Source organism: Actinokineospora cianjurensis (genome assembly GCF_003663795.1).
In the GTDB taxonomy this organism is placed as follows: domain Bacteria; phylum Actinomycetota; class Actinomycetes; order Mycobacteriales; family Pseudonocardiaceae; genus Actinokineospora; species Actinokineospora terrae.
This window is the reverse complement of the sequence record NZ_RCDD01000001.1, coordinates 385,468-408,981: the sequence shown is the minus strand read 5'-3', so window position 1 is coordinate 408,981 and position 23,514 is coordinate 385,468. Positions and strand designations below refer to the sequence as shown.

At 70.6% G+C, this 23,514-nt stretch carries 20 protein-coding genes and 1 tRNA gene; 16 read left to right on the top strand and 5 right to left on the bottom strand.

Annotated features, from left to right (window positions below; all coding sequences use genetic code 11):
- Positions 1-90 precede the first annotated feature (90 nt).
- From CLV68_RS01865 to CLV68_RS01840, 6 genes are all read left to right on the top strand, one after another.
- Positions 91-849: a type II secretion system F family protein gene (locus tag CLV68_RS01865; RefSeq protein WP_147459855.1), complete on the top strand. Its 759-nt coding sequence runs from the start codon at positions 91-93 to the stop codon at positions 847-849.
- A 739-nt stretch (positions 850-1,588) separates the two neighbouring features.
- Positions 1,589-2,029: a type II secretion system F family protein gene (locus CLV68_RS01860; protein ID WP_246009629.1), complete on the top strand. Its 441-nt coding sequence runs from the start codon at positions 1,589-1,591 to the stop codon at positions 2,027-2,029.
- Positions 2,030-2,046: 17 nt separating this feature from the next.
- A complete protein-coding gene (locus CLV68_RS01855; protein WP_121388892.1) occupies positions 2,047-2,220 on the top strand; it encodes a DUF4244 domain-containing protein in 174 nt (57 codons plus the stop codon).
- Positions 2,217-2,543: a TadE family type IV pilus minor pilin gene (locus tag CLV68_RS01850; protein ID WP_121388891.1), complete on the top strand. Its 327-nt coding sequence runs from the start codon at positions 2,217-2,219 to the stop codon at positions 2,541-2,543. Before CLV68_RS01855 ends, CLV68_RS01850 begins: the two co-directional genes overlap by 4 nt.
- Positions 2,540-2,953, top strand: coding sequence for an Rv3654c family TadE-like protein (locus tag CLV68_RS01845; protein ID WP_121388890.1), 414 nt, complete (start codon positions 2,540-2,542; stop codon positions 2,951-2,953). The genes CLV68_RS01850 and CLV68_RS01845 overlap by 4 nt, the downstream gene beginning before the upstream one ends.
- Positions 2,954-3,263: 310 nt before the next feature.
- Positions 3,264-3,887 (top strand): bifunctional DNA primase/polymerase, encoded by a 624-nt coding sequence (locus CLV68_RS01840; protein ID WP_121390895.1) that lies wholly within the window; start codon positions 3,264-3,266, stop codon positions 3,885-3,887.
- A 933-nt stretch (positions 3,888-4,820) separates the two neighbouring features.
- Here the strand turns inward: CLV68_RS01840 and CLV68_RS01835 are convergent.
- Positions 4,821-7,142, bottom strand: coding sequence for a DEAD/DEAH box helicase (locus CLV68_RS01835; RefSeq protein ID WP_121388889.1), 2,322 nt, complete (start codon positions 7,140-7,142; stop codon positions 4,821-4,823).
- A 254-nt stretch (positions 7,143-7,396) separates the two neighbouring features.
- Between CLV68_RS01835 and CLV68_RS01830 the strand changes: the two genes are divergently transcribed.
- The 7 genes from CLV68_RS01830 (at position 7,397) to CLV68_RS01800 (ending at position 18,230) form a co-directional block, all read left to right on the top strand.
- Positions 7,397-9,694 (top strand): sodium-translocating pyrophosphatase, encoded by a 2,298-nt coding sequence (locus CLV68_RS01830; protein ID WP_121388888.1) that lies wholly within the window; start codon positions 7,397-7,399, stop codon positions 9,692-9,694.
- Between the two features lie 153 nt (positions 9,695-9,847).
- The gene (locus tag CLV68_RS01825; RefSeq protein WP_121388887.1) at positions 9,848-10,483 is read left to right on the top strand and encodes a hypothetical protein; all 636 of its coding nucleotides are present in this window, start codon (positions 9,848-9,850) and stop codon (positions 10,481-10,483) included.
- A gap of 29 nt (positions 10,484-10,512) precedes the next feature.
- Positions 10,513-11,016 (top strand): hypothetical protein, encoded by a 504-nt coding sequence (locus CLV68_RS01820; protein WP_121388886.1) that lies wholly within the window; start codon positions 10,513-10,515, stop codon positions 11,014-11,016.
- Positions 11,017-11,116: 100 nt separating this feature from the next.
- Positions 11,117-11,719, top strand: a complete 603-nt coding sequence (locus CLV68_RS01815) for a hypothetical protein (RefSeq protein ID WP_246009628.1) — start codon at positions 11,117-11,119, stop codon at positions 11,717-11,719.
- A gap of 142 nt (positions 11,720-11,861) precedes the next feature.
- Complete coding sequence (gene topA / locus CLV68_RS01810) at positions 11,862-14,747, top strand: type I DNA topoisomerase (protein WP_121388885.1); 2,886 nt, start codon at positions 11,862-11,864, stop codon at positions 14,745-14,747.
- Between the two features lie 283 nt (positions 14,748-15,030).
- A complete protein-coding gene (locus tag CLV68_RS01805) occupies positions 15,031-17,040 on the top strand; it encodes a bifunctional MFS transporter/dTMP kinase (protein WP_121390893.1) in 2,010 nt (669 codons plus the stop codon).
- Positions 17,040-18,230 (top strand): DNA polymerase III subunit delta', encoded by a 1,191-nt coding sequence (locus CLV68_RS01800; protein ID WP_121388884.1) that lies wholly within the window; start codon positions 17,040-17,042, stop codon positions 18,228-18,230. Before CLV68_RS01805 ends, CLV68_RS01800 begins: the two co-directional genes overlap by 1 nt.
- Here the strand turns inward: CLV68_RS01800 and CLV68_RS01795 are convergent.
- Entirely contained in the window at positions 18,208-19,761 is a 1,554-nt protein-coding gene (locus CLV68_RS01795; protein WP_211346412.1) for a hypothetical protein, read from the bottom strand. The two genes, CLV68_RS01800 and CLV68_RS01795, sit on opposite strands and share 23 nt — an antisense overlap.
- A 90-nt stretch (positions 19,762-19,851) precedes the next feature.
- On the opposite strand from CLV68_RS01795, the gene CLV68_RS01790 reads away from it, so the two are divergent.
- Both CLV68_RS01790 and CLV68_RS33620 read left to right on the top strand, forming a co-directional pair.
- A tRNA-Thr gene (locus CLV68_RS01790) sits at positions 19,852-19,925 on the top strand.
- Positions 19,926-20,054: 129 nt separating this feature from the next.
- Complete coding sequence (locus CLV68_RS33620; RefSeq protein ID WP_170224033.1) at positions 20,055-20,204, top strand: hypothetical protein; 150 nt, start codon at positions 20,055-20,057, stop codon at positions 20,202-20,204.
- 56 nt (positions 20,205-20,260) lie between these two features.
- On the opposite strand, the gene CLV68_RS01780 is transcribed toward CLV68_RS33620, so the two are convergent.
- Positions 20,261-21,427 carry a helix-turn-helix domain-containing protein gene (locus tag CLV68_RS01780; RefSeq protein WP_246009627.1) on the bottom strand — a complete coding sequence of 389 codons (1,167 nt, stop codon included), beginning with the start codon at positions 21,425-21,427 and terminating at the stop codon, positions 20,261-20,263.
- 111 nt (positions 21,428-21,538) lie between these two features.
- A complete protein-coding gene (locus CLV68_RS01775) occupies positions 21,539-21,961 on the bottom strand; it encodes an NUDIX hydrolase (protein WP_121388881.1) in 423 nt (140 codons plus the stop codon).
- Between the two features lie 120 nt (positions 21,962-22,081).
- On the opposite strand from CLV68_RS01775, the gene CLV68_RS35940 reads away from it, so the two are divergent.
- Positions 22,082-22,735: a TauD/TfdA family dioxygenase gene (locus tag CLV68_RS35940; protein ID WP_121388880.1), complete on the top strand. Its 654-nt coding sequence runs from the start codon at positions 22,082-22,084 to the stop codon at positions 22,733-22,735.
- 171 nt (positions 22,736-22,906) lie between these two features.
- Here CLV68_RS35940 and CLV68_RS01765 read toward each other — a convergent pair whose 3' ends face one another.
- Complete coding sequence (locus CLV68_RS01765) at positions 22,907-23,476, bottom strand: HNH endonuclease (RefSeq protein WP_121390892.1); 570 nt, start codon at positions 23,474-23,476, stop codon at positions 22,907-22,909.
- Positions 23,477-23,514: the final 38 nt, after the last annotated feature.

Genomic DNA, 23,514 nt, shown 5'->3' with positions numbered 1-23,514 from the left:
TCGCGGGGGTGTTCCGGCCGACGGGATCAGGTGTGGTCCGGGCTGGTGTGTTGGCGTCCGGGCGCGGTGCCGTTGCCTGCGAGGTGTGCCGTGGTTCTGGTGATGCTCGCGATCGCGGTGTTGCTGTGGCCGTCGACGCGGCCTGCTCGGCGGCTTCGACGACTGGCAGCGCCGCCGGTCCGGCGATGGCAGGTGCGGGCCACCACACCCGACGCCCTCCTCGTCGTGCTGGGGTGCGTCGGCGGATGGGCGGCGTTCGGGCTCGGGGGCGCGCTCGCGGCCGGGTTGGTGGGAGCGGCCCTCTGCCACCGATGGCGGATGACGCTGCGCCAACGCAGGCAGTTGGCCGAACTGGAAGACCTCGCCGAGGCCGTCGCGGGCTTGGTCGCCGACTTGGCAACAGGTGCGCACCCCGTCACCGCCGCCGAACAGGCAGCACAGGACGCGCCCGCCAGCGCAGCGGAGAGCCTCCGCCTCATCGCCACCGCATCTCGCCTGGGCGGTGACCTGGAGATCAACCCCCCTCAACTGCGCCAAGCCTGGCACCTCACCGCCCGCCACGGAGTCCCCCTGATGGCCACCCTCACCGCCGTAGCCCAAGACCTGTCCCACCAAGCCACATTCACCCGAGCCGTCCAAGCCCGTCTCGCGGGCCCACAAATCAGCACCACCCTCCTAGCCGCCCTCCCCGCCGCCGCCCTAGCCGTAGGCGAGGCCACAGGCGCACACCCGCTGGCCACCCTCGCCACCACCACCCTCGGCCAATCCACCCTCGTCCTCGGCGCCCTACTCACCAGCACCGGCCTAACCTGGACCACCCGAATAACCCACCGCGCGGTCCCCACATGACCACTCCACTTAAGCCCACGCCCACCACACCCAGCCCCCGGCCGCGGCATCGAGTCACCAACCTCAACCTCCACCCGTATCCGCCCGCCACCGTCTCCCGCCAACCCGCGCTGTGTTCTCGCCCTGCGCCCCTACCGCGGCCCATTCCCGACTGCCCACATCACCCGCTGCGCGGTGCCCACATGACCACTCCACTTAAGCCCACTCCCACCGTCACACCCAACCCCCGGCTGCGTCATCGAGCCTTGAGGCCGCGACCAGCTCTCGTGTTCGACAAAGCTGCGCCTCGTTCTTTGCTTGCTCACCGGAACCGTTCTCATCCCGAATCCCGACTTCATCGACCACGCGATACCTGCATGATTCCAACACCACCTCTAGCCGCGGCCATCTCCGCGAACATCGCGTTCGGCCAGGGAGCATTGGCGCTCAAGGGTTTGTCGACCTGTGCCGGTCTCGTTCGGATCGGTTGCGTCGCCGACTGCGGGGTGTCGACGTGATAGCCGCGCTTCTGCTTCTCGCTGTGGCGCTAGTGGTCGTCGCGCCGTTGGCGCCTGGGCGGCGGAGGTTTCGGCGGGTCATGGGGCTCGATCGCAGGGGGCGGCCGAAGTGGTTGGTGCCTGTGTTCGTGGGCGTCTCGGCGGCGAGTCTGGGTGTTGCGGTGGCCGGCGTTGTGGGACTTGTCGCTGGTGTCTTGGCTTACCTAGGTGCGCGGCGCGCACTTAGGCCGCCGCAGGACAAGATGGATGAGCTGAGGCTTGCTGCCACCTGGGACATGCTCGCGGCGTGTCTTCGGGCAGGCATGCCCGTGCCGACAGCCATCACTGCCGTGAGTGAGGGCTTACCTGGGAGCGCGGGCGCCGTTCTGCGCGGTGTGGCTGAGCAACTGGCGTTGGGTGCTGATCCACGCCAAGCCTGGGCCGCGGCGGTCGACGCTTCGGAGACGGCCGCGGTGGCCAGGGCGGCTCGGCGGACCGCGCGGTCCGGGGCTGGGCTCGCTGAGGTCGCCTGCCGGTTGGCGGGTGACGTGCGGGCCGGGGTGGAGCATGCCGCTGAGGCGCGGGCGCAGCGGGCCGGGGTGCTCATCACGTTGCCGCTCGGGCTGTGCTTCCTCCCCGCGTTCCTCTGCGTCGGCGTCCTGCCCGTCGTCATCGGCACCGCCGCGCGAACGTTCCACTTCTGACTGTCCGAAAGAGACTCATGGAGTTCACCGTGCACGACTTCCTCCACGACGAGACCGGTTCGGCCTCCGTCGAGTACGCCCTCTGCGTCCTGGGCGCCGCCATGCTCGGCGGGGTGCTGATCGCCATCCTCATCAGCGACCAGGTGTCCACCGCGCTTGCCAAGATCATCACCGATGCGCTGTCGCCGTGACGGACGACGAAGGCTCGGTCACCGTTGAGGCGGCGCTGGTCCTCAGTGCCGTCGTGGTCGTCCTCCTGCTCGCCTTGACCGCGATCGCCGCCGCCGTGGACCACGTCCGCTGCGTGGACGCCGCCGCCCAGGCAGCCCGCCTGGCCATCAGGGGCGACCTCGGCCGAGCGCAGGCAGCGGCCCGACAAGCGGCTCCACCCGAAGCCACCATCACCATCCGCACCACGTCCGACACGATCACCGTCACCATCGACACCAACCACCCGCTGTTCCCGACCCACGCCACCGCCCACGCCGTGCTGGAACCCGGGGTCACGCCATGACCACCCGTTCGCCGTGGGCACCGGGTGCTGGACCCCACCCCAGCGGCGATCGGGGCGACAGCGGGTTCGCGACGGTTCTGGGTCTCGCGGTGATCGCCGGGGTGATGGCAGTGGTACTCATGGTCCTGACGTTCGGTGGTGTGGTCGCGGCCCGGCACCGGGCGCGGGGCGCCGCCGATCTCGGGGCGTTGGCCGCGGCCGCGCACGTGGTCGACGGCGTCGAGTCCGCTTGCGGGCGGGCTCGGTGGGTCGCCGAGCGGATGGGCGCGCGGCTCGTCCGGTGTGCGGTGAGCGGTTGGGACGCGACGGTCGAGGTGGTGGTCCCCGGCGTCGCGGTGGTCGGGTCGGCAGCCGCGGCGGCGCGGGCCGGACCGGTCAGCGGCGGCCAAGCGGTCGGCTCCGGACGGTGAACGGCATCACAGGATGTCCGGGGCCGTCCGGGTGGCGGCGGTGGTCACCCACCGTGGCGACCGGTGTTTCCGCAGGTGGCAGGCCCGCTGGTGGCGTCGCCGCAGTTCGGTGTACGGCCGTGCGGTGACCTCGCGGGGGTGTGCGGGTGACCGGTCAGGTGAGTTTGGTCGCTCCGGTCGGCTGACCGGTCACTTACCTCGCCAGACCGACCAGTTGCCGACGGCGAGTTTCGTACAGCGTCCTCGATGCCGTTGAGTGAGGTGTAGGGCGCCGGACCGGCTCCCGTACCCCGAGGAGGCAGTGCCCGAGATGTTGGGAACCGTGAGGTCGGACAACTGGCGGCGAGCGTTCCGCGTCGAGCTGCGCGCCGAGGCGATCGGCCTCGCGTTCCGCGGCTGGCCGGTGCTGCCGGGTACCTACCCGGTCGCTGGCCACTGGGCCGGTCGCGACGGTTCCGAGGACACCACGGGCCCCGTTCCGATCCACGCCGACTGGCAGGACCGGGTCGGCACCAAGGCCGAGCAGGTCGCCACCTGGTGGACCGGTCAGCCCTACAGCCTGCTGCTGGCCACCGGCCTCGGCTACGACGCCATCGAGGTCGGCGACGACCTCGGCAGGCGCGCGGCCAGGGTGCTGCGGTCGGTCGGGCTGCCGGTGCCGATCCTCGCCACCCCGGAGCACCGCTGGTTCTTCCTCACCCGCACCGGCTCCGGCCTCACCGCCGAACTCGCCGCCAACCCCGACGTCGCCCTGCGCGGCACCGGCGACTGGATCCCCCTGCCGCCCAGCCCGTTCCAGCACGGCGTCGTGCACTGGCGGGTCAAGCCCGAGGTGTGCGGCTGGCAGATCCCGACCACCGAGACCATCCAGGACGCACTGCTCGACGCGCTGCGTGAGCCGACCACCCGCCCACTGGTCGCCACCCGCGACTGACCGACCACCACCCACCGTGGTGGACCGGATCCCGCCCTCCCGCCTAGGGCGCCCCGGTCCGACCACACCCAGCCTGTCTCACCGGGCCGACGCTCAACTCCCGCCCGAGTGCGTCCCCGAGGGACAGGCAGCCAGCCGAGCACAAGCTGGGGACTCCGGTCTCCCGCGCACCGCCACGGACAGGGACAGCGGCCCAGCCGCCCAGTCGACACCCCGCCCCGGGATGACCGACCCTGCACCAGGCACCGACCCGCCTCCCGGTGCCTACCCCGCAGGTCGCGAACTCCCCGTCGACGGTCCCGCGCACACACCCGTGGCCAAGCGCGGTAGCAGACCCAACCCCCAAGCTCGGCGGCATGCAGCGCGCCGGGAAGCGCGACCGCCCAACCGGTCGCCCCCGGCGCGCTGCCGCATTCCCCCCTCTGCGGGAGAAGAGGGTCCCGGCGCGCGCCCGCAGGCGCCAGCCCCACGCGCCCTGTCTCAGTCGTAGGTTCCCACCCGGCCCCTAACGATCGTTGGCCCCAACCTGCCCTAGACAACGTTGGTCAACCACGCGCTCCTCGGAGTCACCGGTCCCAACTGGTCGAGACTGTGCGACGTTGGCCCTCCGCGCCCCTCTCAGGCGTTGGCCCAACGCGCCCCTCTACAACGTTGGCCCCAGAACGCTCCTCGGATCCGCTGGTGCCAGGCCGGCTCGATGGGGCGGACTTGTTTTGTGTGGGGGGACGGCACTCGTAGCGTCGCTCACCGTGGCAGGGCCTGCTCTTGGGCCCCTGCTTTGTGGTTCTGCCCGGGTGTCGTAGGGGCCCCGCGCAAAACAAGTTCGCCGCATCGAGCTCTTCGCTTTGTCGCGCCCAGGCCAATGCCGAAGGCGAGGCGTTGACCGTCGACGCCGCAGGCGAGCACGAGAGCCGCCAGCCCCCAACCCCAGACCTACTCAGCCCCACCCCGCAATGCCTGCACAGCAACCCGCAACACCTTCAACGCCCCACCCTTGTCCAGCGGCTCGTTCCCGTTCCCGCACTTCGGTGACTGGACACAGGACGGGCAGCCGGTGGGGCAGTCGCAGGAGGTTATGGCTTGGTGGGTGGCTTGGAGCCAGGGGAGGAGGGCGGCGTGGCCCCGGTCGGCGAAGCCTGCGCCGCCGGGGTGGCCGTCGTGGACGAAGATGGTGGGGTGGGCGGTGTCGGGGTGCAGGGCGGTGGAGACGCCGCCGATGTCCCAGCGGTCGCAGGTGGCGAAGAGGGGGAGCAGGCCGATCGCGGCGTGTTCGGCGGCGTGCAGGGAGCCGGGGATCTCGGTGCGGGCCAAACCTGCTGCTGTCAACAGGTCCTGGTCGATCGTGTACCAGACCGCGCGGGTGTTGAGGGTGGACTCCGGTAGGTCCAACGGCACCTGGTCCAGGATCTGGCCTGACGGCAGGCGGCGGAGGTAGCCGACCACCTGGGACGTCACCGCTACCTCGCCCAGGCACACTGTCACGCCGCCATAAGCCTGCTGCGACAGCGTAGACAGCACCGAGATGTCCACGACCTCACGAGGCGAGGTAGTCCAATCCGGGCTCTCTGGGTGTACCAGCGCTAGAAGCCCGTCCAGGTCCAATTCGTCGACTACGTAAGAGCGCCCTTGGTGCAGGTACAGCGCCCCCTCGTGCACCGTCGAGCACGCCTTGCCCTGGCTGACCGTGCCCAGCATCCGCCCGGAATCGGCCTCGACGACCGCGACCTGCTCGCCGCCGGAACCCCGGATGTCGACGGCACCCTGGGGGCGTTCGCGCGAGGTCCAGTACCAGCCGTTGGGCCGTTTCCGCAGGGTTCCGGACTCCACCAGGGAATCCAGCACCGCGCGGGCGCCCGGTCCGAACGCGGGCAGGCACGCCTCGGTCAGCGGCAGTTCCGCCGCCGCGCACGCCAGTTGCGGGGCCAGCACGTACGGGTTGCCCGGGTCGGTGACCGTGGCCTCCACCGGCTTGTCCAGGATCGCCGCCGGGTGGTGCACGAGGTAGGTGTCCAGCGGGTCGTCCCGCGCCACGAACACCACCAGCGCCGAGTCGCCGGACCGCCCGGCGCGCCCGGCCTGCTGCCAGAACGAGGCCAGCGTCCCCGGGTACCCGGCCACCACCACCGCGTCCAGCCCGGCGATGTCGACCCCGAGTTCGAGCGCGTTGGTGCTCGCCACCCCCAGCAGCTCACCGGAGGCCAGCGCCTGCTCCAACGCGCGCCGCTCCTCCGGCAGGAACCCCGCGCGGTAGGCGGCGACCCGGCTCGACAGCGCGGGGTCGACCTCGTCGAGGATGCGCCGCGCCCCCAGCGCGGTCAGCTCCGCGCCCAGCCGGGACCGCACGAACGTCAGCGACCGCGCGCCCTCGACCACCAGGTCGGCCATGATCCGCGCGCTCTCCGCGCCTGCCGAGCGCCGCACCGGGGCGCCGTTCTCGCCGGAGAGCTCCGTCAGCGGCGGCTCCCACAGCGCCACCGTCCGCGCACCGCGCGGCGACGCGTCGTCGGCGACCGCCGCGCAGTCCACTCCGGACAGACGGCTGGCCGACCCGGCCGGGTCCGACACCGTCGCCGACGCCAGCACGAACACCGGGTCCGCGCCGTAGCGCAGGGCGACCCGGCGCAGGCGGCGCAGCAGCAGCGCGACGTGCGAGCCGAACACGCCCCGGTAGGCGTGGCACTCGTCGACCACCACGTACCGCAGGCGCCGGAAGAACGACGTCCACTGGTCGTGCCTGGGCAGGATGCCGCGGTGGACCATGTCCGGGTTGGTGAAGATCCAGCGGGAGTGGGCGCGCACCCAGTCGCGCTCGACCATCGGGGTGTCGCCGTCGTAGGCCGATGCGCGCAGGTCCGGCAGTTCCAGTTCGTGCACCGCGCGGAGCTGATCGGCCCCCAATGCCTTGGTGGGCGAGATATAGAGGGCGGTCGCGCGCGTGTCTTCGGTCAGCGCTGCCGTCACCGGTAGCTGGTACGCCAACGACTTGCCGGAAGCGGTACCCGTCGCGATCACCACGCTGCGACCCGCGTACGCGTGCTCCGCCGCGGCGACCTGGTGTGTCCACGGCAGCCGGACTCCCGCGCGCACGAACGCCTCCCGCACGGGCTCCGGTGTCCACGCTGGCCACGGCGCGGTGGACTCGGCGCGGGCGGGGAGTTCGGCGACGTGGGTGACCGGGTTCTCGCCGCTGGCCACCCCGGCCAGCACCCGGCCGAGCAGGACGGCGCCACGGTCGGTCGCCAGCTCGACAGTCACCCGTCGAGCTTCGCACACCGGTCCGACAGCCCGGCGGGCAGCAAAGATGATCATGAGAGTTTGGTCACAGTCCGCCCGCGTAACATCACTGACCGTGCACGGTATGGGACAGCTCGCGTAGGTGATCCGCTTTACCAATAGACTCCGCCGACATCCCACCGATTGTGGTGGCGCACACGCGAAAACGGGGTCGGTAGACGTCTTGTGGTAATGGCGGATGTCGGCGCTGTACAGGCAGATCATCAGGAGGACGGATGTCCGGGCAGTTCCTCGCGGAGGGCCTGACGCTCACCGGCGGAGACCGCGGTGTAGTGGCCGTGGTCGCCGTGATCGCCCTCGCCGCTCTTGCCGTCGGCTATGTCTTGCTCAAGGAGGTCCTGGCCGCCGGTCAGGGCACCGTGAAGATGCAGGAGATCGCCAAGGCGGTTCAGGAGGGCGCGGCGGCTTATCTCAAGCGGCAGCGCAACACACTTCTCATCTTCGGTACAGCCGTGTTCCTGCTGCTGTTCCTCCTACCCGCCGACAGCGGGGGCGAGCGGGTAGGCCGCTCGCTGTTCTTCCTGGTCGGCGCGGTCTTCTCGTTCACCATCGGCTACCTCGGCATGTGGCTGGCCACCCAGGCCAACCTGCGGGTGGCCGCCGCATCGATCGAGGACGGCGGCCGGGAGAAGGCCACCAGGATCGCCTTCCGCACCGGTGGCGCGGTGGGCATGGCGACCGTGGGCCTCGGCCTGTTCGGCGCCGCGATCGTGGTGCTCGTCTACACCGGCACCGCCCCCAAGGTGCTGGAGGGCTTCGGCTTCGGCGCCGCGCTGATCGCGATGTTCATGCGCGTCGGCGGCGGCATCTTCACCAAGGCGGCCGACGTCGGCGCCGACCTCGTCGGCAAGGTCGAGAAGAACATCCCGGAGGACGACCCGCGCAACGCGGCCACCATCGCCGACAACGTCGGCGACAACGTGGGTGACTGCGCGGGCATGGCGGCCGACCTGTTCGAGTCCTACGCGGTGACCCTGGTCGCCGCGCTCATCCTGGGCAGCACCGCGTTCGGCGCGTCCGGGCTGCTGTTCCCGCTGATCGTCCCCGCCCTCGGCGTGATCACCGCGATGCTCGGTGTCTACATCACCAAGTCCCGCCCGGGGGAGAGCGGCCTGACCGCGATCAACCGGTCGTTCTACATCTCCGCGCTCTTCTCGGCCGTGCTGTGCACCGCGGCGGCGTTCATCTTCCTGCCGACCTCGTTCTCCGAGCTCGGTGCGCCGGAGACGGCCCAGATCGCGGGCAGCCCGGCGGTGATCGCGGCCATCGCGGTGATCATCGGCATCGTGCTGGCAGGCGTGATCCTCTGGCTGACCGGCTACTACACCGGCACCGACTACAAGCCGGTCAAGGAGGTCGGCAAGACCTCGCTGACCGGTGCGGCCACGGTGATCCTGTCCGGCATCTCGGTCGGTTTCGAGTCCGCGGTCTACACCGCGCTCGTCATCGGCGCCGCCGTCTACGGGGCGTTCCTGTTGTCCGGCTCGGTGATCGTGGCGCTGTTCGCCATCGCGCTCGCGGGCTGCGGCCTGCTCACCACCGTCGGCGTGATCGTCGCGATGGACACCTTCGGCCCGGTTTCCGACAACGCGCAGGGCATCGCGGAGATGTCCGGCGACGTGCACGGCGAGGGCGCGCAGATCCTCACCGAGCTCGACGCGGTCGGCAACACCACCAAGGCGATCACCAAGGGCATCGCGATCGCCACGGCCGTGCTCGCCGCGACCGCGCTGTTCGGCTCTTACCAGGACGCGATCGGTAAAGCCCTGGGCAAGGCAGGCCAGACGATCGCGGACGGCGGCAACGCGTTCTCGTTCCTGGTCTACAGCCCGAACGTGCTCGTGGGCGTCATCATCGGTGCCGCGGTCGTGTTCATGTTCTCCGGTCTCGCCGTCAACGCGGTGACCCGGGCGGCAGGCGCGATCGTGTTCGAGGTGCGCCGCCAGTTCCGCGAGATCCCCGGCATCATGGAGGGCACCGCCAAGCCCGAGTACGGCCGCGTCGTCGACATCTGCACCCGCGACTCGCTGCGCGAGCTGGCCACCCCCGGTCTGCTCGCGGTGCTCGCCCCGATCGCGGTCGGGTTCGGCCTCGGTGTCGGCCCGCTCGCGGGCTACCTCGGCGGCGCCATCGCGACCGGCACGCTGATGGCGGTGTTCCTGGCCAACTCCGGTGGTGCCTGGGACAACGCGAAGAAGCTGGTGGAGGACGGCAACCACGGCGGCAAGGGGTCCGACGCGCACGCCGCGACGGTCATCGGCGACACCGTCGGCGACCCGTTCAAGGACACCGCAGGCCCCGCGATCAACCCGCTGATCAAGGTGATGAACCTGGTCTCGGTGCTGATCGCGCCCGCCATCGTGACCCTGTCGGTCGGCGTGGACGCCTCGACCGGCGCCAGGGTCGGCATCGCGCTCGGCGCTGTCGTGCTGATCGTGGCCGCCGTCGTGGTCTCGAAGCGGCGCGGTACCGCTATCGCCGACACCCCGGCGGAAACGACCGCGAACGTCTGATCCGGTTCGTGTTGCCCCGATGAGGCAGGTCCCGTTCGCGGGACCTGCCTCATCCGGTCTGCGGGGGTTCACCGGAGCGTGGGAGCATCTTGGGCATTCGCCGGGAGGTTTCCCCGGACGCCTCCACGGACAACCAATGCAAGGAGAATTGACATGGCACGTCGACTCGTCGCCTTCACCGCGGCGGCCGCTGCCCTGACCATCAGCCTCGCGGGCTGCGGTGGCAGCGACAAGGCCACCGGCGGCTCCTCGAGCGGCGCGGCGGCCACGACGACCACCGCGTCCTCCGCCGCTTCCGGCGGCGACGCCACCGCGTGGGCGGAGAAGGTCTGCGCCTCGGTCGCCCCGCAGGTGACCGCGCTCTCCACGCAGCCGGAGATCGACCAGAGCAACCCGGTGAAGGCGCAAGCCTCGCTGGTGGAGTACCTGGACAAGTTCTCCGGCGCGCTGGACAAGATGATCAGCAGCTTCGGCGACGCCGGTGACCCGCCGGTCGCCGACGGCAAGGCGCTGGTCGCCAAGGCCACCTCCGCGCTGGAGGAGGCCAAGACCGCGGTCGACACCGCGAAGACCAACCTGGCCGCGGCGTCGCCGTCGGACCCGGCCGCCTTCCAGGCCGCGTTCCTCAAGGTCGGCGAGGACCTGCAGGCCCTGCAGAAGCTCGAGGACCCGACCAAGGGCCTGCGCGGCAGCGCGGAACTGGACAAGGCGTTCAAGGCGGCCCCGAGCTGCAAGGCGCTCGACGGCGACTCCGCCTCCGGCACCGCGAGCAGCACCCCGACCTCCTGATCACCGGGCGCACCTGGCTGGTTGTGGCCGTGGCGGGCACCGCGCTCGCCACGGCCTGCTCGGCCGCGCCCGACCCCGACCCGTCCGCCATGGTCGCCTGGGCCGACCGGTTCTGCGCCGTGGTCGCCGACGCCGGTGTGGTGCTGGCGACACCGCTGCCCGACATCGACCTGGCCGACCCGGACGCCGCCCGCGCCGCGCTCGCGGCGTACCTGGCCGCCCTCACCGACGGCCTCAGCAGCGCCGTCGCCGCCATCGACCGGCTGGCACCCTCCCCGATCACCGGCGGTGACCGCGCCGCCCACGTCGCCGCCGACACCTACCGCGGCCTGCGCGCCCCGCTCGACGAGGCGCGGACCGTGCTCGACGACAACACCACCGCCCACGTCGTGGCCGAGGTCGCGGGCGAGGTGGCGCCCGAGGTGGCCGCGCTCGACCTGGCCGACCCGCTCGCCGGGACCGCCGGGTCCGACGTCACCCGATGGGCCGAACGCGCGCCGCAGTGCGACCGGGTCCCCGCGCTGCGCGGCTGACCGCTGCCGCCCCCGCGTTCCTCCGTTCGGGGTAAATCCGGTGCCCACCCGGGGTCCGGGCGCTTTACCGTGATCGAACTGCTGTTCTATTCTGAGCGCTGTGGCGCAGCAGATGTCGTTCTTCTCCGCCGAGGCGCGCCACCCCAGGGTCGCCGACCTCGCGGGCCTGCTGTGCGGGCCGGGTCGGACGACCACCTTCGCCAGGGCCACCGCGGGTCTTGTGGTCCCGATCGACGCGCCGTGGCGGATGAAAGCCCTGCTCAGGGCTTATGCGGAGCGGGGAGTCGGCGCCGAGGCGCACACCGGCGACGACGGTGTGACCAGTCTGCGCACCGCGTTCCGGGTCGACCTCGCGCCGCTGGCCGCCGCCTGGGGTGACGGCGCCGCCAAGGCCGTGCCCGCCGGATTCGTCCCCGATGGTGCCGCGTTGCGGATGTGGGTCGCCGCGGCTGGGCGCTGGGCCGACGCCGCCTACCTGCTGCCGCTCGACCCCGACGCGCCCGGCACCCACGAGCCTCTCCTGTTCGCCCTCGCGCAGTGCGGTTTACCTGCGACTATGTACCGGACGGATGAGGTAGGACCAGCACTGCGGTTGATCGGCGGGCGGCGCCTCGGGCGGCTCCGCGAGCTGGTCGGGCCACCGGCCGGAACGGGGTGCGCGGAGCAGTGGCCCGCGGTTTCCCGGATGCGCGCCGTGTCCTGACCGTGCTACTGGTGGAAAAAGGGCCATACTTCGTCGGCTGATCCGCCGTGCTGGGGCAACCTGGGAGTGGGCCCCCCTGACGTGGCGTGCACACTGGCAGGCTGACGCGGGACGGACACGGGGTAAGAAGAGAGCGGGACACGTGGCAGGCGCGACTGGGACGCAGAGAAACGGCAACGGCACCGGCGGTGCCGAGCCACGTCGGCTCGTGATCGTCGAGTCGCCTGCCAAGGCGCGCAAGATCGCGTCCTACCTCGGGCGCAACTTCGTCGTCGAGTCCTCCCGGGGCCACATCCGCGACCTGCCGCGCAAGGCCGCCGAGGTGCCGGAGAAGTTCAAGGGCGAGACCTGGTCGAACCTGGGCGTCAACGTCGACAACGGCTTCGAGCCCATCTACATCGTCACCCCGGACAAGAAGTCGACCGTCACCGAGCTCAAGGGCCTGCTCAAGGACGTCGACGAGCTCTACCTCGCGACGGACGGTGACCGCGAGGGCGAGGCCATCGCCTGGCACCTGCTCGAGGCGCTCAAGCCCAAGGTGCCGGTGCGCAGGATGGTCTTCCACGAGATCACCGAGCCCGCCATCCTCGCCGCGGCGCAGAACACCCGCGACCTCGACCGCGACCTGGTCGACGCCCAGGAGACCCGCCGCATCCTCGACCGGCTCTACGGCTACGAGGTCAGCCCGGTCCTGTGGAAGAAGGTCATGCCGAGGCTCTCGGCAGGCCGCGTGCAGTCGGTGGCGACCAGGATCGTCGTGCAGCGCGAGCGCGAGCGGATGGCGTTCATCGCGGCGAGCTACTGGGACATCTCGGCGTCGATGGACGCCGGTGCCGAGGCCGAGCCGCGCAACTTCGGTGCCCGGCTGCTCTCGGTCGACGGCACCCGCCTGGCCACCGGCCGCGACTTCGGCCAGGACGGCAAGCTCAAGGGCAGCACCGAGGTCCTCTTGCTCGAAGAGACCGAGGCACGCCGTCTTACCGACGCGCTGAACGGGGCGGCTCTTACCGTCTCCAGCGTCGAGGAGAAGCCGTACACCCGTAAGCCCTACGCGCCGTTCATGACGTCGACGTTGCAGCAGGAGGCGGGCCGCAAGCTGCGCTTCGGCTCCGACCGCACGATGCGCACCGCGCAGCGGCTCTACGAGAACGGTTACATCACCTACATGCGTACCGACAGCACCACGCTGTCGGAGACCGCGATCCAGGCCGCCCGTTCGCAGGCATCCGACCTCTACGGCCCGCAGTTCGTGCACCCGACCCCGCGCCAGTACACGCGCAAGGTCAAGAACGCCCAGGAGGCGCACGAGGCCATCCGCCCGGCCGGTGAGGTGTTCCGCACCCCCGGTCAGGTGGCCGCGGAGCTGGAGTCCGACGAGTTCCGCCTCTACGAGCTGATCTGGCAGCGCACCATCGCCTCCCAGATGGCCGACGTGCGCGGCACCACGATGACCGTGCGCATCACCGGCAACGCCGCCAGCGGCGAGGAGTGCGTGTTCTCCTCCTCCGGCCGCACGATCACCTTCCCCGGCTTCCTGCGCGCCTACGTCGAGGCCGTGGACTCCGAGGCCGGTGGCGAGGCCGACGACGCCGAGCGCCGCCTGCCGCTGCTGACCAAGGGCCACGCGGTCACCGCGACCGACCTCGGCGCCGACGGGCACACCACCAGCCCGCCGCCGCGCTACTCCGAGCCGAGCCTGGTCAAGGCCCTCGAGGAGCTGGGCATCGGCCGCCCGTCGACCTACGCCTCGATCATCAACACCATCCAGGACCGCGGCTACGTGTGGAAGAAGGGCTCCGCGCTGGTCCCGTCCTGGATCGCGTTCTCGGTGATCGGCCTGCTCGAGCAGCACTTCGGCCGCTTGGTCGACTACGACTTCACCGCCGCCATGGAGGAGGAGCTCGACGGCATCGCCGCGGGCACCCAGCAGCGCACGAACTGGCTGTCCGGGTTCTACTTCGGCGGCGCGGTCGGCCCCGAGGGCTCGGTCGGGCGCTCCGGCGGGCTCAAGAAGCTGGTCGGTTCCGGTGTCGAGCACATCGACGCCAAGGTCGTGAACTCGATCGAGGTGTTCGCCGACGACCAGGACCGCCCGGTCGTGGTGCGCGTCGGCCGCTACGGGCCGTACCTGGAGCGCGAGGTCGACGGCGCGGCGCAGCGGGCGAACCTGCCGGAGGACCTGCCGCCGGACGAGCTGACGGTGGACATCGCCGAGAAGCTGTTCGCCACCCCGGTCGAGGGCCGCTCGCTGGGCAACGACCCGGTCACCGGCAACGAGATCGTGGCCAAGGAGGGCCGCTTCGGGCCGTACGTGACCGAGGTGCTGCCCGAGGTCGAGGAGGCGCCGCCAGCCGAGGGCGCGAAGAAGACCAGGGCCAAGGCCCCGGCCAAGCCCAAGCCGCGCACCGGCTCGCTGTTCCAGTCGATGTCGCTGGACACGGTCACCCTCGACGACGCGCTCAAGCTGCTCTCGCTGCCGCGCGTGGTCGGTGTCGACCCCGGCAACGGCGAGGAGATCACCGCGCAGAACGGCCGCTACGGCCCGTACCTCAAGCGCGGTACCGACTCGCGGTCGTTGGCGGGCGAGGACCAGATCTTCACCGTCACCATGGAAGACGCCATGAAGATCTACGCGGAGCCGAAGAAGCGCGGCAGGCAGGCCGCGGCATCGGCCCCGCCGCTCAAGGAGATGGGCAACGACCCGGTCTCCGGCAAGCCGATGGTCGTCAAGGACGGCCGCTTCGGCCCGTACGTCACCGACGGGGAGTTCAACGCCTCGCTGCGCAAGTCCGACAGCGTGGAGACGCTGACCGACGAGCGCGCCGCCGAGTTGCTGGCGGAGAAGCGCGCCAAGGGCCCGGCGCCGAAGCGGGCAGCAGCCCCGCGCAAGGCCCCGGCCAAGAAGACCACCACCGCCGCCAAGTCGACGACGACCAAGACGGCCGCCGCCAAGACCACAGCGGCCAAGTCGACGGCGGCCAAGACGACGGCCGCGGCCAAGAAGGCACCGGCGAAGGCCAAGTCCTGATCCGGCGGGATCACGCGAAGTCACCCGTTCCGGTGACAGGCTGGCTAGCCTGTGCCGGTCGGGACGTGCTTGTCACCCGGGTGGACTAGTCCGGTTCGTGTCGTTAGCCCGGTGTGACCGGGCGGCTGCGTGCCGTGCGCCACCCGGATGACCAGGTCAGGCCGGTTCCCCGGTTACCCTGGGACCAGGTCGGACCGCGTGGAAGGTGGGTGGGGGTCTGAACGGCGAGAGCAGTGCGGGCACCGGGACGGTCACGGAGACCAGCACCGGTTCCGAGACCTCGATGGCGCACCGGGCACGCAGCGTGCTCGCCATCCGGCCCTTCCGCAGGCTGTGGGGGGTCACCTACCTGTGCAGCGTGGCTGACTGGCTGTCGTTGCTCGCGTTGACCGGCCTGGTCAGCCAGGCCACCCAGGACTACAAGACGCAGAGCTTCGCCTTCGCCGGGGTCGTGCTCACCCAACTGCTGCCCGGCCTGCTGTTCGCCCCGCTCGGCGGCCTGTTCGCCGACCGGTTCGACCGGCGCAAGGTGATGGTGTTCGCCGACGTCGGCCGGTTCGGCCTGCTGCTGTCGATCGCCATCGTCGGCTCGCCGCTGTGGCTGTTCGTCGGCAACTTCCTGGTCGGCTTCTGCGCGCTGCTGTGGATCCCGTCCAAGGACGCCGCGGTGCCCAACCTGCTGCGCAGGCCGGACCAGGTCGAGACGGCCAACCAGCTCGGCATGGTGATGACCTACGGCATCGCGGTGATCAGCGCGGGCGGCCTCTACGCGGCCATCACCGGCATCAACACCAACTTCAGCCTGCAGCGCGCCGCCACCGAGTCGGGCGAGTCCGAGGCCGGGGCCACCAGGCTGGTGCTGTTCATCATCGCCGCCCTGTACCTGGCCAGCGCGGCCACCATCGCCACCAGGATCCCGGAGCTCTCGCGGCGGGTGGCCTCCGCGCCGAAGGCCGCGGCGTCCGACAAGCCCGACACCAGCGGCGGGTTCGGCGCCATGCTGCGCGACGCGGTCACCTTCGTGCGGACATCGCCGCTGGTGCGCGGCCTGCTCATCGGCATGATCGGCGCGTTCGTCGCGGCCGGGGCGCTCGTCGGGTCCTCGCAGGTCTACGCGACCAGCGTGCTCGGCGGCCAGGCCAGCTTCGGCCTGCTGTTCGTCGCCCTGTTCATCGGCCTGGCCACCGGCATGGGCGGCGCGCCGAAGCTCGCCCGCAAGCTGCCGCGCAACCGGCTGTTCGGCATCGCGATCGTCACCGCGGGCATCGACCTGCTGCTGGTGGCGCTCTCGCCGCACCTGGTGGTCTCGCTGATCACCTGCGCCATCCTGGGCATGTGCGCTGGCGCGGCGTTCCTGACCGGCGTGACGATCATCGGCACCGAGGTCGACGACTCGATCCGGGGCCGGATCAACGCCATCTACCAGTCGCTGATGAAGATCATCTTCGCTGGCGGGATGGCGCTCACCCCGGTGCTGGTCGGCCTGGTCGCCCCGCACAGCGTCACCCTGTTCGGCCGGTCGATGATCATCGACGGCACCCGCCCGGTGCTGCTCGGCGCCGGCCTGCTGGCCACCGTGATGGGCGTGCTCGCCTACCGGCAGATGGACGACCGCCGGTCGGAGACGATCCTGTCCGACCTGCGCGCCGCCATCGGCCGCAAGCCCAAGCGCCGGTCGACCGGGCTGCTCATCGCGGTCGAGGGCAACACCCACATCGACACCTCCACCCAGGCCACGCTGCTCGCCGACTGGCTGCGCGCGAACTCCGGCACCGACGTCCTGCTGGCCGCCGACCCCGCGCTCGACGACGTGCGGCTGCGGTCGGTGCTCACCGAGGCGGGTCTCAACAGCGCCCGCGCGCACGCCCTCGTCGCCGCCGCCGTGCGCGCCGACCTGGTCGAACGCGAGATCCAGCCCGCGCTCGCCCGTGGCGCCGTCGTGGTCATGGAGCGGTTCGTCGACAGCCCGCTCGCGCACCTGTCGGTCGCCGCGGGCCTGGACCCGACCGAGCTGGAGGGGCTGGCCGACTGGGCCACCGAGCGGCTGCGCCCGGACATCACCGTCCTGCTCGACCGCGACCCGGCGACCCTGCCGCCGCGCGCCGGGAACGCGGAGCATCATTGGCACGTGCAGAGCGTGCTCACCGACATGGCCGCGGCCGACCCCGACCGCTACGTGGTGGTCGACGGCGACGGGTCCGCCTCCGACGTCCACGACCGGGTCCTGATCGCGGTCAAGACCACCATGGCGGGCCGCAAGCTGGCCCAGTTCGCGCAGGCGGAGTCGTACTGATGACGGTCTGGTCGCAGTTGGTCGGCCAAACCGAGGCGATCTCGGTGCTCAGCACGGCGGCCACCGCTGCCGCCGAACTGGTCGACGGCACCGGTACCGCGGCGGGCATGACCCACGCCTGGCTGTTCACCGGCCCTCCCGGGTCCGGCCGCTCGGTCGCCGCGCGGGCGTTCGCCGCCGCGCTGGAGTGCACGACCCCGGGCGGCATCGGCTGCGGCGAGTGCCAGGGCTGCCACACCGCGATGTCCGGCACCCACGCCGACGTGCGGATGGTCGTCCCCGAGGGGCTGTCGATCTCCGTGGCCGAGATGCGTGCCCTGGTGCAGACCTCGGCGCGGCGGCCGACCGGCGGGCGCTGGCAGGTCGTGGTGATCACCGACGCCGACCGGCTGACCGAGGGCGCGGCGAACGCCCTGCTCAAGGCGGTCGAGGAACCCCCACCGCGCACCGTGTTCCTGCTCTGCGCGCCCTCGGACCACCCGGACGACGTCTCGGTGACGATCCGCTCCCGCTGCCGCGTGGTGGCGCTGCGGACCCCGTCGGCGGCCGCGATCGCCGAGGTGCTCCAGCTGCGCGACCGGATCGACGGCGAGACCGCGACCTGGGCCGCGTCGGTGAGCAGCGGGCACGTGGGCCGCGCGCGGCGCCTGGCCACCGACCCGGCCGCGCGGGAGCGCCGGGACAAGGTCCTGCGCATCCCGATCAACCTGCGGCGGCTGTCGGACGTGTTCGACGCGGCCGACGACCTGGTGAGCGCGGCCGAGGCGGACGCGGGCCAGGTCAGCGGCACCCGGGACGAGGTGGAGAAGGACGCGCTCAAGACCGCCCTCGGCGCCGGGGGCACCGGCAAGGGCGCCGCGGCGGCCACCAGGGGCAGCGCGGGCGCCATCAAGGAACTGGAGCGTCGGCAGAAGTCCCGGGCCACCAGGACCCAGCGCGACGCGCTCGACCTCGCCCTGGTCGACCTGGCCGGGTTCTACCGCGACGTGCTGGTCACCTCGTCCGGCTCGACGGCGGCGCTGAACCACCCCGACCACGCCACCAGCTCACGGCAAGCGGCGGAGAAGTGGACCCAGGAATCCACCCTCCGCCGCCTGGAAGCCGTTCTCGCCTGCCGCGAGGCCATCGAGATCAACGTCAAACCGCGCATCGCCGTCGAATCGATGATCACCCAGTTGTACATGGGCTAGAGCGCTTTCTGCGCGGTAGTGCGGCAACGAGGACGACGCCGAACAGCAACATTCCGGTACCCGCCCAGAAAATGGGCACGGAATGGTAGGCGGCATTTGTGTAAGCCAGCTGCGGTCCCTTTGGTTGCGGAGCGGGCGGTTGTTGGGGCGTGCTCGTGGCGGTCCCGCAGACCACACCGCCTGCGGGTGCGTACGCCCGGGCGACCTGCTCGCCCAGCGAGATCTGCGCCAGCGCGGACGGCAGGTTCGGCAGGCCGAGGGCGTCGGTGGGCAGGACCTGGAGGTCGAGCAGCCGCGCGGTCGCCCCGAGCTGGTAGCCCTTGAACGGCTGCGTGGCCTCCTCGCCCTTCTGGTTCAGCCCGGCGACGGAGAGCCGCAGCACCCCGAGGTCCAGTTTCGACAAGCCGGTCGGGATCACCTGTCCGTTGCCGAGCAGACCACCGATGATGGGCAGCTTCTCCACCGGGTTCTGCAGCGGGATCCCGACCGGGACGTCGAGCGCCGGATTCGCGGCGTCCAGTCGGCCGAGGCTTTTACCGCCCTGCACCACGTCCAGGATCGGGGCGGTGTAGCGGACGGTCGAGGTGGCTTTGTCGCCAGTGGACGTGACGATCAGGGTCGGTTGGCTGACGACGTTGACGGACAGTTCGAACGGGGTGCCCGCGAGCAGTTTCACCGCGGCCACCTGCATGGTCGAAGTGGACTCGACGGCCTTGTTCGGGGACCCGGGGATGTCGACCAACCGGACCACGGACCGGGCGGCCAGGGTGTTGGGGAGGCTGAGCAGCGCGGACTTCGCGCCGAGCACGCCACCGAGGGTGTTGAGCCCGCCGGTGAGGTTCTTCAGCCCGTCGACCACGGCCTGATCGGCGGCGGGGTCGAGGTTCGGGGCGTCGAACACGCCTGTGAGGTCGGGGGTGCTGGGGAGGGTGGGGATCGCGTTGAGGGCGGAGAGACTGGCCAGCTCGGTGGAGGAGTCCGCGATCGTCCCGACGCAGGGGCCGAGGGTGTCACTCCACTGCGCGTGCACCTGGCCGTTGAGCAGCCCAGCCTTCACGAGCGTGTCTAGCGGCGTAGAGGGAGGGTTGACGCCACCGCTCTTCGGCTGCACATTGCCCGGCGGCGCCGTCTGCGCTAACGCTCCCGGCGTCTGCGGACTAGCCCCCTGAACCGCGATACCCCCCGGCGACGCCTGCGCGATGACCTTCTCGAAGCTGAGGTATGCCTCCGAGTTGACCTGCGCACTGGCCAACCCGAACCCCACCTCCACCCCGGCCTGCTTGGGCAGCTTGCCCTCAGCCCCCGGGATGATCGACCGCGTAGGCGCCGTGTTCGGTAAGAGCCGGATCACCGCCAACCCCGTCCCCGCATCCCCAACCGCCCGCCCCAACGGCTGCACCCCCACCGGCGCCGAAGCAGGCGGCCCACCCGGATCCACCAGAGGCGGCACCGGAGTGGTCGGTTGCGCCCCCGCAGGCCCAGCCGCCAACACCAACACCACCACCGCGCCGGGTAAGGCCAACAGCCGCATCACAGCTCCTCTCGCAAACCTACCGCCCAGTAAACGACGTGGGCGCCTGCAAGTCACGCCCCAGCACCCGCTATAGTGGTCACCGGTCACGCCGCCTTAGCTCAGTCGGCCAGAGCGGTTCACTCGTAATGAACAGGTCAAGGGTTCGATTCCCTTAGGCGGCTCGCAGGTCAGAGCCCTGGTTGGCTCCAAGGAGCGCTCCTCGTGGAGCCGTATGTGGAGCCAGCCAGGGCACTGTCGTCTGTATGGCCCCTCCACAGGCAGCGTTGACCGGTAGTCGGGCGTTCTCCGCTGTGGCGCGCGACAAGGCGGCCGGGGTCATCAAGGCTGCCCGCGTGGACGGCATCGCCGAGGCGACAGTGAAGCGAGCCCGCAAGCGTGCCGGGATCGCGACCGTCCGTCAGGGATTCGGTCAGGGATCGGTCTGGTCGATCGACGTGTGACCGTGCATCCGGATCACCGTTCGGCTCGCCTTGTGTACGAAACTCCGGTGATCGGGCTACTGCCGGGCTGAGGACGAGGCAAGCTGATCGGTCAGCCGCTGGAGCACGGCGCGGCCTTCGGCGCTCACCTCGGTGAGTCCGGCGTCGTCTGCCGCTCGGATCGTCCGTTGGACCTGGTGCGGCAACCGGTGGATCTCGGCGGCCGTCAACGACGCGCGGAACGCTTCCGTCGCGCCTTCCCGGTGTCGGGCGGCGAGCAGCACCTGACCGGCGGTTACCCGCTCGATGATGTGCCACTGCGGTGCGACCGGTGGCCCACCCACGTCGACCTGCATGGCGCGCACCGCCTCGGCGGCGCGGCCAGTCGAGATCAGGCCGCGTAGCGCGATCTCCCGGAAGGTGAACCGGTTGAACAGCATCCCGCGCCCCATGCCCGAGTCGAGCAGGCTGCGATAGCCAGTGATGGCCTGGTCAAAGAGGTCCGGGTTGCCCTGTTCTCCTGCCGCACGCGCGAGCAGCGCAAAGGCGGCACCCTGGCCTTCCCGGTCGTCGGACACGGCCACTGCTCGGCTGAGGTGCGCGATTGCCGCGCCGACGTGATCGGCTTTGCGCAGCTCGTTGCCGTGCATCCGGAGTGCGTGAGCGAGGAACGTCGGATCACCCAGGCGTTCGGCGACCACGAGGGCCTTGCCGGTCCAGCGCGCCGCTGCGGACAGGCGCTCTTCAGGGAGCACGGTGCCGAGTGAGACGCCCAGTGCGGCCCTGCCCTGCCCGAGCAGGATCATCGTGTCGCGCTCGGCGCGGCCCTCGGCGGCTCGCGCTTCCAGCCGAGCGACCAACGGCCATAGCTCGTTGACCGCGTCGACCGCCCGACCGGACTGGCGGGCGATCTCGGCGAGCCGGATGGTCGAGTCACCGAACTGGATCATGGCGGCGAAGTCGGCATCGTCGTTGTCCGTCACGCCGAGCACGTGCATCGGCAACCCGAGAACCCGCGCGATATGGCGACTGGTGGTGACGTCGCTGATCGTGCGCCGACCGGTCTCGATCATGGACACGTAGGTCTTGTCGTAGCCGAGCAGCGCCGCGAGCCGTTCCTGACTGAGGCGGTTCACCGTGCGGTAGGTACGGAGGATCGTCGCCAGGTCGCGGGTCCTCAGGGCGGCTGCCGCGTCGGGAGCCGACCACAGCCAGACGGCAGGCGTCAGGGGGCGAACCGGCATGATCGGCGGTGCGTGACGTGCGCTCGCGTGGCACGTCGGACAAACCGGCTCGACGGCGAGCCTGCTCAGCTCAGCCCCGCACACCTCGCATCGTCCGCCGGTCATGGGTGGTCACCGGACCGGTTCCCGGTCGGTCTCGCGCAGGTGCGCGAACCAACTCGCGATCGAACGCTTGTACCCGGCCGGCATGTTCAGGCCAGGCACCTCGGACTCGGTGAACAGCCCGATTTCCTTGTGTTCATGGGAAAGTACGGGTTCGGTGTCGCCGTTCGGGTGGCAGCCGTAGGTCACGATGAACACGTTCTTCTCGACCACGTTGATGTAGTACATCCACGTGTCGATGATCGGGCCGGTGGTGACCTCCCACCGCGTCTCTTCGGTGATCTCGCGCGCCACGCACTCCTCGGGCGTCTCGCCGGGTTCGATCCGGCCGCCCGGCAGCTCCCACTCCTCGCGCTCGTTCTTCAACAGCAACACCCTGCCGTCACGTACCACCACGCCCTTGATCGAGACGGGGTAGACGGGCTGGTTCATCGGCGTTGACCTCCGGAAGACGCGATGTGCTCGTCCGCAACGTAACACCCTGCCGTGCGGCACCAGGCGACCCTGTGTTGACAGCTTGTCACTGGACGTGCAGGTCCGGGCCGCGTTCCCATGATCTCCACGAAACCAGCGTTTCGGGAGGTAGAGACGATGAACGGTCCGTTCGGGGACGGTTGGATCGCGGCCGACGACCGGTCGGCAGCGGTCGAGGCGCTGACGCGGCACGGCGTGGCCCTGGTCGAAGGGCTCACCGACTCGGCGGACCTGCTGAGGGTCGCCCGCTCCATCGCCACCGTGGTCCCGCACCGGGGCAGCGCGTCGGACGGCATCACCACACTGGTCGACCTCGGCTCTGACCAGAACAGCGGATTCGCCGGGTTCAGCACGTTCGCGCTCGCACCGCACACGGACCGTTCGGGCGTCCCTAACCCGCCCGGCCTGCTGGTGTTGGGCTGCGAGCAGCCTGCGATGAGCGGCGCACGGGCTCGTTGTCCCACGTGGTCGAGGGGCTGTTGGGCCTGCCCGCCCCTGCTCAACGGCTTGCCCCACGCCTCATTGTCGGGTCCGCACCCGCACTGTGGGTGCCGTGATCGAGACCTGCCCGCACTAACGCTGACCTGCGCTTCTAGGCGTCAACAGGCGTGCCCGACGTGTGCCCGAACGCATGATCAGCACCTGATACGCACCGGTCCCGAACGGCAGCCGCTCCGGCCTGACCTGCATGGATCAGACTGGAGCGGTACCACCCAGCACCCCCCGACATGATCACTACGGAACTCGTAATGAACAGGTCAAGGGTTCGATTCCCTTAGGCGGCTCAGCCAGAAGGCCCAGGTCAGTTCGCTGACCCGGGCCTTCTTCCGTTGCCGGGCCTTGAGTGCTGGGTGGTCGTCGCTCTGCGCCTCGGCGAAGTGATCATCGCCCGGTACCTGCTCGCTAGAGTATTCGGCGCGCGTCGGTGACCCGTGCTCGTGTGCGGCAGCTGCCGCAGAACGCGAGCTGGAACCGGCCTTGCTCGATGATCGTCCAGTCGAAGTTGTGCTCGGAGCAGATCGGGCACATGTCGTAGCGAACGCCGTGCGGGCTGTCGTGCTCGACTTGGCCGTGGCGGACGATGCACGCGTCGCAGATGAGGGTGACGGGGAGCTGGGAGATCGGTTCGAAGGTTCGGAAGTTGCCGCGCTCCTGGTTGCAGGGTTCGCACAACACCCGCAGGTTGGCGCCGGTGTCGGGGCCGCCGCTCGACCAGGGGATGATGTGGTCCAGCTCCATCCGATCACCGCCAAGGCCGCACAGTCGGCACCGCCCTCGGTCCCGGTACCAGACCAGTCGCCGGAGCGTGCGGGGGATCTCGTCGCGCGGGCCGCTCCTGGTGACGGGGTAGCGCGTTCCGATCTCGACCGGTCCTTCGGTGAGCGCGGCGGTGACGCCCGCCAGGAAGTCGCCGATCGCATCGGAGAGGCTGGGGACGGCGAGCGGGTCCGATCCGCCCGGCTTGATCTCCATGCGCACACCTCCGGCGGGGCTGATGTTGATCATGGCCC